This window comes from Pseudoalteromonas sp. GW168-MNA-CIBAN-0100, from assembly GCF_040309225.1.
Lineage (GTDB): Bacteria > Pseudomonadota > Gammaproteobacteria > Enterobacterales > Alteromonadaceae > Pseudoalteromonas > Pseudoalteromonas arctica.
The window spans coordinates 88,519-102,318 of sequence record NZ_JBEOOL010000014.1 but is presented as its reverse complement, the minus strand read 5'-3'; the positions used below and the strand labels follow the sequence as shown (position 1 = coordinate 102,318).

General features: G+C 39.7%; 10 protein-coding genes. All 10 read right to left on the bottom strand.

Features of this window, described 5'->3' with window-relative positions; translation table 11 throughout:
- Positions 1-50: 50 nt before the first annotated feature.
- The 10 genes from AAEY62_RS10620 to AAEY62_RS10575 all read right to left on the bottom strand — a co-directional run bounded on the left by AAEY62_RS10620 (position 51) and on the right by AAEY62_RS10575 (position 13,511).
- On the bottom strand, positions 51-2,447 hold the full coding sequence (locus AAEY62_RS10620) for a PKD domain-containing protein (RefSeq protein ID WP_350634928.1): 2,397 nt from the start codon (positions 2,445-2,447) through the stop codon (positions 51-53).
- Positions 2,448-2,745: 298 nt separating this feature from the next.
- On the bottom strand, positions 2,746-3,639 hold the full coding sequence (locus AAEY62_RS10615; protein WP_350634927.1) for a DUF4097 family beta strand repeat-containing protein: 894 nt from the start codon (positions 3,637-3,639) through the stop codon (positions 2,746-2,748).
- Positions 3,640-3,842: 203 nt separating this feature from the next.
- The gene (locus tag AAEY62_RS10610) at positions 3,843-5,846 is read right to left on the bottom strand and encodes a methyl-accepting chemotaxis protein (RefSeq protein WP_182672113.1); all 2,004 of its coding nucleotides are present in this window, start codon (positions 5,844-5,846) and stop codon (positions 3,843-3,845) included.
- Between the two features lie 288 nt (positions 5,847-6,134).
- Positions 6,135-8,666 carry a TonB-dependent receptor plug domain-containing protein gene (locus tag AAEY62_RS10605; RefSeq protein ID WP_350634926.1) on the bottom strand — a complete coding sequence of 844 codons (2,532 nt, stop codon included), beginning with the start codon at positions 8,664-8,666 and terminating at the stop codon, positions 6,135-6,137.
- Between the two features lie 268 nt (positions 8,667-8,934).
- Complete coding sequence (locus AAEY62_RS10600; protein WP_350634925.1) at positions 8,935-9,780, bottom strand: DUF4198 domain-containing protein; 846 nt, start codon at positions 9,778-9,780, stop codon at positions 8,935-8,937.
- A gap of 34 nt (positions 9,781-9,814) precedes the next feature.
- A complete protein-coding gene (locus AAEY62_RS10595) occupies positions 9,815-10,324 on the bottom strand; it encodes a DUF2271 domain-containing protein (RefSeq protein ID WP_350634924.1) in 510 nt (169 codons plus the stop codon).
- Positions 10,324-10,956, bottom strand: coding sequence for a PepSY-associated TM helix domain-containing protein (locus tag AAEY62_RS10590; RefSeq protein ID WP_007580451.1), 633 nt, complete (start codon positions 10,954-10,956; stop codon positions 10,324-10,326). The genes AAEY62_RS10595 and AAEY62_RS10590 overlap by 1 nt, the downstream gene beginning before the upstream one ends.
- Before the next feature lie 124 nt (positions 10,957-11,080).
- Entirely contained in the window at positions 11,081-11,476 is a 396-nt protein-coding gene (locus AAEY62_RS10585) for a YbaN family protein (RefSeq protein ID WP_350634923.1), read from the bottom strand.
- Between the two features lie 127 nt (positions 11,477-11,603).
- The gene (locus AAEY62_RS10580; RefSeq protein WP_007580455.1) at positions 11,604-12,929 is read right to left on the bottom strand and encodes a putative porin; all 1,326 of its coding nucleotides are present in this window, start codon (positions 12,927-12,929) and stop codon (positions 11,604-11,606) included.
- 99 nt (positions 12,930-13,028) lie between these two features.
- Positions 13,029-13,511 (bottom strand): MarR family winged helix-turn-helix transcriptional regulator, encoded by a 483-nt coding sequence (locus AAEY62_RS10575; RefSeq protein WP_007580457.1) that lies wholly within the window; start codon positions 13,509-13,511, stop codon positions 13,029-13,031.
- Between the last annotated feature and the right edge of the window lie 289 nt (positions 13,512-13,800).

Genomic DNA, 13,800 nt, shown 5'->3' with positions numbered 1-13,800 from the left:
ATAACTACTGGGCTAAAAATAGCACTTTATGTTGAAGGGCTTGTTGGGGACTAAATATTACAAATATTTATAATTGCTGAGCTTGGTTGGCCTGAATCAGAATGGTAAATAGTAATGTTTGAGCTGATTGTATTTTCAACGCTTGTTTCAATTACTGTTACTTCAAATTCGGCTGATGCAGGTAGGTCGATATCCAATTCGCTATCGAGGTAAGTACTTCCGCTTTTTTGCAAAGTAAGTGGTTTGGTTTGATCAAAGCTAAATTGAAAGCTATCTGACGCTAAAAGTGTATCTACCATGTTAAAGCGTAGGTTAATGGTGTCGGGGCCTGAAAACTCAGCACACACAAATACCGAAACCTCAACAGCTTGTAAAACGGGCATGCTATTTTGGCCTATATCCACAGTAAAGTTGCTTTGCGTAATCGCTACAGAGTTGTATTCCCCAGCTGCAAGCCTTTGATCTGCTGTTGTTATCGTTATTTTTTCACCTTGCGCTAAATTAACCTCTTCATCAAAAAAGCCGTTTGTGTTGGTGCTGTACTGCTGTCCATTAATTGTTAGCTGTGCATTGCTTATAGCCGCTTTTTGCACATTAGTGAGTTGCCCTTTAATGCGACCGGTAAGTAGGGCAGAGCTGGTTACTGTAATTGAAAATTGCACACTTTTTGAAAAGCCATCAGCATCAGTTGCTATAACGGTTAGCGTATAACTACCTGTCATATCGGCGATAAATTCGGTAATACTTTGGTTTGTATTGCTTAAGCTGGTGCTCGAGCCTGAAGGCGCTGATAGCGTCCAAGCGTAATCGAGAGAGGTTCCTTCTGGGTCGTAACTTTGGCTTACATCAAATTTAACTGCATTGCCCACTACATCGTAGCGTGATTGCTCCCCCGTGAAGCTAATTACTGGCAATGCGTTTTGTATTACATCAATTGTTAGGGTTTTTGTGTCAGAGAACTGCACGCCATCGTTAGTGCGTAACGAAATAACAACTTGTCCCTCTACTGATGCGCTAAACGTTGGTTTTGATATTGTATTACTGCTAAGCGTTGCTTGGCCTTGCGACGAAATGATTTCCCATTGGTAGCTTAGTGGCTGGCCCTCTGGATCGTAACTAGTTGAGGCATCAAGTAAAACTTGTTCATCAACCGTTATGGAGGTTGCATAAGTTACCAAAGTAATAGGCTTTTTATTGCTACTGGCGTGCAGTACTGAGGTTGCTTGGTTTGAGCTTAATTGCCCATCAGACACTGTAAGCACTACAACGTAGTCGCCTTCTTTATCGGCAACAATAGAGGGCGTTGCTGATGTACTGTTAGTCAGTTGCGATGCACTATTTACAGGCTTGGCTTGTAACTGCCAGTTATAGCTCAGCGCATCTCCGTCTGGGTCGCTGCATTGTTGGCACTGCAAAGTGGTTGATTCGTTTAACGTAATATCACGTTCGGATTCAAGTGTTGCTATTGGGGCTTTATTACTTGTGGTAACAGTTAAAGTAACGGATGCGGTATCACTTTCGTTTTGTTGATCGGTAACAGTGAGTGAAAGCGAGTAATCTCCAGCTGTTGACGCTGAAAACCCAGCTGTATGATTTTGCATGCTTGAAAGAGCTGGTGTGCTGCCCTGGGGTTTTGCTGTAATTGCCCACGCATAACTAAGTGTATCGTTTTTATCGGGATCAGTACTTTGGTTACCGTAAAGTGTAACAACTTCATTTGGAGCAATTGTTTGATTTTCTACGTTTATAACCGCTTGTGGCGATGAGTTAGAGTTAAGCGATTCACTTTTTATGAGTACGACAGTGCTTGCTGTATCACCTTGTGAATCAGTAACGGTAAGCTCAACTTTAAACTCGCCTATTTCGTCTGCAACAAACTGGCTTTTAACTTGAGTCGCATTTTCAAGCGTTGCATTACTTGCTACAGGCTTAGTAATAAATTGCCATTTGTATTGATTAATGGCGCCGCTGGTTGTGCTACTTTGCGCGCCATTTAAAAGCACAACATCACCTTGCTTAACGGTTTGTGTGCTACCTGCGTTAGCAATTAGTTGGGTATTTGCAGTAACGGTGAGTTGTTTTTGTGCAGGTGTGCTTGAAAGCTTGCCGTCACTCACGGTTAATACTAATTGGTACTCTTGTGCTTCAGATACTGAAAACTCAACGGTACTTTCATTATTAACCGTAATCGGTATTTCTACTTGCGCATTTTTGCTGGTTAATTGCCATTGATAAGTGAGCGAGTCGCCATCGGGATCGTTACTTTTTGCTGCGCTAAAAACGAGGGTGGTATTTACTTTAAACTCCGATTGCTCGGTGGTAATAACCGCAACAGGCTTTGTGTTAGTGCTGAGCGGTTTAGTTACTGTTTTGGAGTCTGAACCTCCAGAGCCACAAGCTACGAGGGTGAATAAAGCAGTAATTAAAATTAATAACTTCCATTTCATAATATTAATATCCTTTTAATAAGTTGAATATTAATATGTACCCAAATTAGCTATAAAGCAAAAAAATAAATCAAATAAATACTTTTTCATTATTTTAGGAAAGAGTTAACGCGAAACAGTACTGCTTTTAAATAACTTATACTTTGAGGGGAGTGCTTTATGCCCAGATTGATAGGGCATAAAGTATATTAAATGGTAGTTAAATAACCTGAGCTCTGACTAGAGAAAAATAAATTTAAATATCATCATAATTCAAAGTGTCAGTAAATCTCTTAACCAGAGTTCAGGTTAAATAAAATTAGTCAGCTACTTTTACTGAACCGCTAATATTATCGATACTTACATCGCCCGAGCCCGACTCTGTAATAGTCAGCCCCTTTGCATGATTAATGCGAATATCACCCGAACCATCTTCAATTGTTACGTTTGAGCCAATATGCTCAATAAGCAGGTCGCCAGAGTTATCATCAACATTAACAGCACCGCTTATATTATTGATTGTTATATCACCCGATCCATCTTCAACGTTTAGCGAACCGCTTATGTTGCTCACGTGCATTTCGCCAGAACCATCGTCAATAGTTGCATTGCCGGTTACGTTGTTTATATGAATACTGCCAGAGCCGTCGGTTAGTTCTAAATTACCTGCGATGTTTTCAAGGTTTACTTCACCTGAGCCATCGTCAACAGTTAGGTTTTTAGCACCGCTTATTGTTAAATCTCCTGAGCCGTCTTTTACATCAATATTGCTTTGCATAGCATTTATTAAAATGTCGCCAGAGCCATCATCAATATCTAAATTTAGATTACTTGGCACAGTAACCACTAAATTAATACTTGGAGATTGACCACTGTAAAAGCTAATACCATTACGGCTTTTATTTTGGGCAACAAGCTTTGCCTGTTTACCGTCTTGCTCGAGCGTTAGCTCGTATTCGTCTTCAATGTCGGCTGTGTAAATAGTGGCATCAACACTAATGCTGGTGGCCGTTTTTGAGCCTTTTATTTCAAGGCTACCTGCGCCGCTTAACACATTTAAATATTCTAAATTATTACTTGGCAGTGATAGCTGTTTAGTTTTTTTTACCGACGCAACGCTTGGCGATATATGAAATACACAGCCACTTAATAATAAAATGCCGCCAATAAGTGAAAGTGGTTTTGCAATGCTTAATTGTGTTGATGAGCTCATGTTTAGTCCTTTGGTATTTATTGTTTGTATTTATATAAACAATATAGAGCAAAAATGAGGCCGAAATGTAAGTTATTGTTTTATATAGGGTGGTGGTTTTTTATGAAAGTTGAAATACTAATAAGTGGTTAAAATAACTAACTATTAATAAAAAAGGATGCGCGATGCATCCTTTGTTTAATTTAGAAACTTTAACTGTGGTATTAATGTGCTCTGAAGTAGCTTATTTGTTGCTTAATTTTTTCAGCTAATGTCATTAGTTCACTTGCCGAATTTACAGTGCTTTGCGTGCGAGACTCACCCTCTTTAGCGAGCTGGCTTATAGAGTGTAGGTTTTGAGTGATTTCTGCAGCAACGGTGCTTTGTTGATCTGTTGCCTCAGCTATATTATTTGATGAGCGAGTTAGATCACCAATACTTTGAGTGATTAAGTTAAGTTGCTCTCCTGTTTTTTCGCCCTCTTCAGCTGATTTAATACCCAACTGACGGCTTTGTTCCATTTGTTTAGTTGCGGCGGTAACTTGTATTTGTAGCTGTTCAATTGTTTGGCTAATTTCTAAAATTGATTTTTGAGTGCGCTGCGCTAATGTTCTAACTTCATCAGCTACAACTGCAAACCCTCTACCTTGTTCGCCAGCTCTTGCCGCTTCTATTGCTGCATTAAGTGCTAGTAAGTTTGTTTGCTCAGCAATCCCATTAATTACTTCGGTTACTTTACTTATTTCGTTACTCGCGGTGTTTACTTTTTCTACAGAGTTATGGCTATCATTTAACTGTTGGCTTAGTTGCATTAAGTCATTAACAACTTGGGTTAATTGTGTTCGACCTAATTGAGCTTCTGCATCAACTTGTTGGGTTCGTTGAGCGCCTTCATTTGCGTTATTGGCTACATCTTTAATGGATACTGACATTTCTTCGATGGCGGTGGCTATTAGATCTGTTTGCCCCATCATTGCATGTGCTTCTTTGCCGTTAGTGAGTGCAATTTTTTTGGAGATGCCCGCTTGCTTTTCCAGCTCAACTACAGAGTTTTGTAAGGCGAGTATTAGTTTTTTGAGTTCAACCGACATGCTGCTTACACTCGCGGTAATTTGGTCTATTTCATTTTCACTATTTGTGTTGGTATTTAAAAAATGTTGTGACAAATCACCTTTACCTAATGCATCAACGCTACGTGTTAACTGTCTTAATGGTTTAAGTGTTTTTACTAGCACCCAAAAAAGTAAAATTGAGATAGCAAGGATCCCCCCAACAGACGTTATGCTGTTAACTACCATTAGTTTTATGCTTTCTTCAGTGAGTTCGCTTTCTTTTACACGACCAAGTAAGGTCCAATCCCACCCAGGTACCGTTTTACTGTAAGCAAACATCGGGGTGTTATTTTCACTATTGTATTTTAATGACAGACCTTTTTTAATTGCCTCTAGATTAAGCCCATCAAGTGCTTTGGAGTTCACTTTTGAGTCAACTGCGGCCTCTTTACCCGCTATAACTACATCATTTGTATTTCTGAAAACAAATAAGTTACCGCTTTCTTCAATTACTATTTTATTAACAGACTCTCTCAGCGATGCCAGTGCATCGTTTATATTAAAACCTATGTATAAAATACCAATTACTTGGTTTTGTTTATTTTTAATTGGTTGGTAAACAGTCATATACTCGTTGCCGAATAATTTAGCGTAACCTTCATAGCTTTGACCGTTCATAAGAGGCTGATAGCCTGGGTGTTTTTTTCCTAGGTATGTGCCAATAGCCCGTTGCCCATCACTCTTTTTTAAAGAGGTAGTAATACGAAAAAAATCATCCCCATCTCGCATAAATACCGTGGCGTTACCTCCGGTTAATTTAGCGTAATTTTCAACAATATCGATATTGTTATTAACCTGTTCACCATCATGTAAAAGAATAGGAACCATAGTATCTACGACCATTACTTTTTGATCGCTTTTTTTAAATTCACCAGGGTACATACCTTTAAATACGGTCGCATTGCGTTTTGCTATTGCAAGTAGGCTGTCGTATTGGAGTTCTAAAAGATCTGAAATAGCGGTTATTTCAGACTTAATCGCAGTTTCACTTTTTTCAGAAAGTGTATTAGCCGAGATTAAATAGGTAGATAGTCCCACTAAACTAAAAATACATAACGTTAAAGTGAATGCTAGGGCACCAATTTGTTTTGATATTGACCAGTTTTTATAGCTCATACTTCACTCCAAAGAAAGACGGTATTTATGCGTACTTAGTTTAATTATAGGCGTTTTAAGTTGTTTTTTGATGACTTACTAGCAACTAAATTAACCTAATAATCAATTTATCATATAAAAAAAATTTAATAATAATAAAAAGTTAGCAATTTATGTTGAAGGTGTTATTGCTGAATTTATTTGATTATAGCTAGGATGGTTATTTTTATTACTATTTTTTAAATATAAAAAATCCGATATGGCATGCCATATCGGATTTTAATTTAACTCATTAAATTTAAATTTAAATTAAAAGCTGTAAGTAATATTACCGTATAAGAAACGCCCGTCTAATCCGTAAGGTGCATACGGTGTGTACGGGAATATTTGGCCAAAGTCAGAGTAACCAATGTTATCCACGGTTGCTTGTGGGTACTGATCGAATAAGTTGTTTGCACCAACGGCAAATTTCCAATATTCGTCTGGACGGTATGCCACTTCTAGGTCGGTGATCCACTTAGGGTCTAGGTATTCATCGCGGTCAGCTGTAGTTGATATATCAGCGACTTCACCATAACGTGTGGCACGAAGCGTTGTTTGCCATTCGTTAAAGTTCCATACTGCTGATAGGTTCCATTTGCTATCTGGCGTGCCTTCTTCAAAGCGACCTACTTCACGACGTGCAAACACTACATAGTCGTCACCTAGTGAGTTAAGCTGTGCTGGGTTGTCGTTTACGTGCGTTACTTCGGTATCGTTAAAGTTAGCTGCTACGTTTAAACGTAAATCACCTAAGTTGTCTAAATCTAAGTTATAAGTGGCAACGATATCTACACCTTGCGTGCGTGAGTCGATAGCGTTGGTAAAGTAACGTACGCTTTCGGTATTTAGCTCACCGGCATTTTGTAGTATTTCAACAACTGCATCGCCTTCTAAGTTTTCAGACAATACAATACGGTCATCAATATCAATACGGTACGCATCAACAGTTAAGCTAAAGCTGCCTTGAGTGTAAATAAAGCCCGCAGTAACGTTTACTGACTCTTCAGCATCTAACGGCTGTGCACCTAGCGCTTGCGCTGCTGCAGAATCAGTTGGGAATAAACCAACTTCAAATGGTTGGTTGTTTTCAAGTACGGTTGATATTTGGCGGTACGAGCTTTGCGCTAAAGATGGCGCACGGAAACCTGTGCTAATTGCACCGCGCAGCGATAGGTTTTCAGTAATGCTGTAACGCGAAGCAAGCTTAGAAGTAAATGTGTCACCAAAGTCGCTGTAATCTTCATAACGACCCGCTAAAACGACGTTCCACTTTTCTGTTAAGTAGGTATCAAACTCAACAAATAAAGCGATGTTATGACGGCTTTCGTCAGTCGCACTTTCTGGTCCAAAACCAGCAAGTACTTGCGCGCCACCGGCTGCAATTGGGTTACCGTCGCTATCAAGTGCGGTGATGTAAGACGCTTCTTCGCCTTCTTCTATTTTGTAGCTTTCATGGCGGTATTCAGTACCTACGGTAAAAAATACGTCATCAGGTAAGCCTAAATCCAGTGTGGTATTGGCCGTTGCGTTTACTAAAAACTGATCGTAAACCAATGCACCGTTGTCAAATTCGGTTGGGCTGTCGGCACCTAGTGATGTGTTAATACTATTTACAACACCGAAACCAAAGTCGTTGCGGCCGTAGTTGGTACTTACATCCCATGTCCAGTCGTTAGTTTCGCCTTGTAAGCCCAGTGCAAATGAGTAGTCTTGTACGTCAGTTTCAATTTGCGGCAAAAAGCCATCTGGGTACACTTCTAAAACGTTACGGCTGTCTTTTGCTCGGCGGTAAAAACCACCTGAATTACCTTCACGCTTTGAGTAGCTACCAAATGAATAAAGGTTTAAGCCGTTATCTAAATCGTAACCCATGTTGTAAAACAACGCGTAATCTTCAAGGTCTGCTTTACCAAAGCGGTGATTGTAACGATCGATAGTAAATTCACGTGGGTCTAGGCTGCCATCATCAAGGCGGCTGTATTGTTCGCGAGGGTCAAAACCTGAGCGCTGAGTTGAGTCGTTATCACGGTACTCAATGGATACGTTTACAAAACCGTTATCAGATAACGCAAAACCAGAGTTTGCACTAACAGTGCGTGTTGCACCGTCGTTTACTTCTCTGTCGCCACCGGTATTAAAGGCTAAGTCGCCGTTTGCATCTGCATAGGTGCTGTCTAGCTGAGATACACCAGCCATTTGAGTGTCGTATTTACCGTACGTTACGCTTACGCTACCGCCTTCTGAGACATCTTTAAGTACAATGTTAATTACCCCAGCAATTGCATCAGAACCGTACTGTGCGGCTGCACCGTCACGTAGTACTTCAACGCGTTTAATTGCAGAGGTTGGAATCATGTTCAAATCAACAGCTGTAGAGCCTCGGCCAACAACACCTGCTAAGTTTAATAGCGCACCGGCATGGCGGCGTTTACCGTTTATAAGTACTAATGTGTGATCGGGTGCTAATCCACGTAAAACAGCTGGTTTTGCATGGTCAGTACCATCACCCATAGTGGCACTTGGGTAGTTAAAGCTAGGTACTTGGTTTGCTAGTATTTGGCTTATTTCTAGCTGACCCGTACTTTGCATATCACCGCTGGTAATAATGTCTACGGGTACCGTACTTTCGGCAATACTGCGTAAGCTTCTGCGAGTACCGGTAACCGAAATTACTTCGATATTCTTTTCTGCTTGATTATCTTGCTCTGCGGCAACGGCCGTAGAGTAAGGTGTGCTAAGTGCAGTGGTAACGGCCAAGCTAAGTGCTAGTTTATTTGCAGATAAACGCTTAAAAGTCATTAATTGTTCCCCAAGAGCTGCTAGTCGAAAAGGAGCGCATCATATAGAAGCGACTACCCTAGTGCAAAGATAAAAACTATCTAAGATATTCTAAGTTGTTAACATATAAGGTCACTGTTTACGCGCGATATAGGCGTTTGGATCGTTGTAGTTGCAATCTTGTGTCGAATGGTTGCGAATTCAAGGGAATTTTAGATAAAAGTTAGTAAGACGTAAAAAGGCCAAGCAAATGCTTGGCCTTTCAATTTTTTAAATTTAGTGATTTAAATTATTCAGGGGCAACTTCAAGCGTTGTAAATAATGCATAACGTCCTGCATCTACGCCTTCTTCATTTACGGTAACCTTGTTAGAGGTTTCGATTAGGTATAGGCCTGGTTCTTTCCATGTAATTGTAAACATACCTTCTTTATCGGTCGTTACTTTTACTTCGCCACGCTCGTTACGGTAGCGCGTGTCGCCTTTTAAAATACTTACTTCAATGCCTTCACCAGCAGATTTACCATCTTGTAGTAATTGAAAACGTGCTTGCTCACCTACAAATAAATCGTTTGGATGCGTTGGACCGCTAAGCTCTAAGCCTAAACCTAACAGGGCAGGCTTTGAGGTGCCATTTCGGCTTACAAATGTATCTACTGTTGAAACAACCTTCGTTGTAGTTACATCTTTTGCATTGCTAGGTAACTCGGCGTCTGTTTTCTTACCAAATACACGCTTGCGCTTACCTTCTTCGTTTTTATAGAAGGTCATGTACATTGGCTTTTGGGTCATTACAATGTGGTAAGTGCCTTGCTCTGTTGAGCTTACCGCAGCTGAGCTTTTACGTTTTAAGTAATAAGCACGGATGGTTTCAGATACTGGCTCACCATTAGGCGCAAGTGCCATTAATAATGTGTCGTCGTACTCGGCGCCTTTTTCTTTAGGTTTAAAGGCTTTGTCAGGTGCAAAAATTTCGTTTGAAATACTTGCGTCAATCATTACGTAATGCGCTTTATCGCCTGATAAAGATGTATGCGAAGGTAGTAACCAACGTCCGTGTGCACTTGCTGAAGTTGACACTAAAGCAGATAAGCTCAATGCGCCGATTAATGCGGTTTTTAATAAATTAATTTTCATTGTATTTCCTTAAATTTAAATGATTAAGTAGCAGCTACTTAGTGCTTACAGTGACGAAACTTTGTGAAAACTCGTTTTTACCATCAATTGTAATTTTTCCCGACTTTGTTAAATCAAGCTCAACGCGGGTGTAATCTCTGCCGCCTTCTTCGCGTACAACTTCAATATTTAGTAAGTATTTACCTGGTTTTACTGAGTTACCGTCTAAATCGTTACCTTGCCAATTTATAGTGTAAGTACCCGCGCGCTTGGTTGCGCCGCTAATGCCGTCAAAGTTAGCATCGCTTTTACCGGCTTTACGCCACCATTGGCGTAAGTCTTTAAACCATTCTGCTTTTTGTACCCAAAGTGCAAGCGTTGTAACGTGTTTGCGCTCTGGTGTTTCAAGCCAAACTGCAACGTATGGACGGTGATACGGTTGTACTTCTAAGTCGGGAAGCGTTAATTCAACATCTAGCTGTGGTGTTTGCGCATGCGCCGTTGTTTGAAAAAACGCAGCTACGAGCAGTAATGCGGCGCTTATAAATAATTTAAATTTAACCATTAAGACACTCCTTTTATTTGTGGAACCCAACATAAATAAATAACCAGTGGAGTTGCGACTCCTAGTAAGGTTATCCATATTCCTGCTAAGCGTTTTTTTCTATTTTGAAACAAAATAATCATGCCGGTGATGGCAAATAAAATCATTAGTACGGCAGATATATCAATTACCCAACTCCATACTTCACCGCTGTGGCGGCCTTTATGTAAGTCGCCAATGAGGCTTAAAAAACCACCTGTTTGGTAATCAAGATTTAGCTCGCCAGTTGTAAAATCAAGCTCTGCGTAGGCAAACCCTGCAGGCAGTGGGTAGTCGAGCATGACGAGCGCGTCTTCTTTTTCCCACTCAATGCTTTTTACTTTTGTAAGTGCATATTGCTCGGCTAAGTAAGCTTCTATTTCTGGGTAAAGCGTTGGCAACGTATTTAACTGCTCATTCGCTTTGGTAACTAGCTCAGCTGGAATTACCGCCGTTACTTGGCCGTTATTTTTATCGTTTTTAAGCCAATCAATATGGTTGAGCACAATGCCGCTAACGCAAAATAAAATAAGCAAAAAAAACAAAGCTGTAGAAATATAAATATGTAGAGCACGGCTTGTACTATACAAAGCCCGCTTATTAATAAACGACATAAAAACAGTAAATAAATTAAATTTACAACATGATAATGATTTGCATTAGCTATTACAAATTTACTTACTTATCTTTACATAAAAACTTTAAAACAGAGGTGGTACGCAGGTAAAAAATGAATATTTAATGCTTAGGGGGGCTGGAAGGTCTTAAAATAAGGTAAATCATTACCGATACTTCTATTACTGCAACGAGATAAATAACCCAAATAGGGGCGGCTGAATACAGTAAAAATATAAATCCAATTAACATGCCAATGGCGGCGTAGCATTTGGCTTTAACAGGCACTACTTTATGGGCTTGCCATTGCTGCAGAGTTACACCGTAACGAGGGTGGTTTAACAGCCATTGTTCAAGCACGGGTGATGAGCGAGTAAAGCAGGTGAGCGCTAAAATAAAAAATATAGTGGTAGGCATGACCGGTAACACAATGCCAATAATACCCAAGGCTACAAGTATTAAGCCAAGCGCTTTAAACCATAAGTTTTTATAACAAATAAACACTGCTTTTATATTCACTTAGGCTCTTTTTAGGCGTGTTATGGTATCTCTAATTGTAGGCTAAATAGCTATTAATTCGTAGCTTAAAATCAATAAAAAAGGGCAAACTAAGTTTGCCCTTTTAAAAATAAATGCGGTTAACAGTTTAGAAGTAGTAACCAATATTTATGTTGAAGCGACGTTCTGTATCGCCATCACCAATAATTGTTCCGCCAATAAATGGCTGGTTACGTGCTTGAATAAAGTCGAAGTAACTAAAGAAACCACCTGCAGCAACACTCATACCCGTTACGTTCATCCATGTATCTGCGCTATCGTCAGACTTGTCATAAATAATACCGTAATCGTTGTAAAATTGAATGTCGGTAACTGGACCCCAATCAAGCGAGTAATTATAAGCAACGTTAAAGTTAGTCATAGTTGCTTCGCTAGATACGGTATCGTAATAAGCATACGCACCAACAACAAAACGGTCGCTGCTGTCGTCTAGATCGTAGTCGTATTCACCGTGTTGAAATTGGATATTCCAGTTGTTAATTGTGCTATCAACATGAAATGCCCATGCGCCGTAGTTACCTGCACGATCGTTACCGTCATGTAAGCCACCACTTAATAGTGATACACCCACATCGGTAGTTATATTTTTGCTGTGTTCAATTTGATATGTTGCACGCCCGGCAAACGTATTGTATTCGCCTATGCGAGAGCCAGGTGCATCGTATGTACCTTCCTCTGCTGAGCGACTACCAATAATGTCGTAAGAGTAACGATGGTTAATATCTGAAGAGCCACCGTCTATACCACCTAGCTCATCATTTTTGAAAAAGCCTAGGTCTAGTTTCCAGTTATCTTTAAGTTTACGTTTTACTACTACACCTAAATCAAAATCGTCTTCTAGACCTACGTAATAATTAGTACTGAAAAAGTAGCTGTGTGAGTTGTATGGGCCATTACCAAAAGGCACGGGTGCAATACCTGCTTGTCCTTCCCAGCCATCTGCAAACTCGTAACCTAAGTAAGCATACTTAACAACGGTCATGTAATCGTAAAAACGTATTTCGCCGTTAAGTGAAATATCGTTAATCTCACCAGATACATTTATACGGAAAATATCAAAATCAAAATCGCCACCGCGATCTTGGGTATCTTCATCGTATGTGTTGGTGCTGTAATTAAAGCGTATTGCTCCACCAACTTTAATGCCTTCATCTTTTTTCTCAGGTTCAGCTGCGGCAACTTCAACTACTTTTTGATCAGATTTTTTACTGATGTTTGCAACTTGTTGTTCGTGCTGCTTATTAATTTGCTGTTGTTTTGTTTTTTCATCAGCTAACTTATTTTCAAGCAATTGCATTTGTTGCTTTAGCTGTTTAAGTTGGCTTTGTAGTGTGTCTAGATCATCAGACGCATAAGAAGTGCTTGTAACACCACCTAGGACTAGTGCTAGTGTTAATTTTGAGAGTTTAGTCATAATAGCCGCTCTGCTTGTGATTAAAAAATAAAAAATTCAAGACGTCAAAAAACGCCTTACGTTTAGAGTAAGTACAAAACTATGTATTTTTTTTATTGTTTATTCTTTAGGAGCTTGAGTAAGTGCACCAACTTCTAGAAGGGGCGATGCATCTAATTTATCTGCATCCATCATCGCGGCTACACGCTGCATTGATGAGAGTAAAAGGCTCTGTTCCCACTCAGCAAGCGCAGAAAACTTTTCAATAAAGTGTTCTTGCAGTGGCTGAGGTGCTTTATCAAGTAACTCTTTTCCTTTATCGGTGAGGTATAAGCTCACTCTGCGTTTATCCATTTGACTGCGTACGCGTGTTACTAAGTTTCTGCTTTCTATTCTGTCGAGAATATTGGTGACCGTTGCTGGACTTAAATTTACGTTTTGAGCAATACGGCTCGCCGTTATTCCATCGGTTTTTTTAACTTCTTGCATTATAAGCAATTGTGGGCCAGTTAAACCCGAAGTTTTATTTAGCTGCTTAGAATGTAAGTCAATCGCGCGGATCACTTTACGTAAAGAAACCAATAACTCGTCATATTTTTGCATTTGCTTATCTCATCGATGGGGCGGTAGTTTGCCGTAATCGCGAAATGTTACACATCAAATAAATTGAATTCAAACAATATATTGCACATTAGGCCGCTTTTGTTGGTTTTTAATAGTTAGAGCAGTAACTAATGTAAAATTATATTGTTTAAATTATAGTAAATTTTCTTAGCATCTTGTGTGCATTAAGTTGCGCACAGTACGTATGTTGTGAATAATTGGCAAGTCTTATTGTATAGACTTTAGTATTATTCATTTACAGCTGTTAGTACAAAGTAATTGTTTGTGA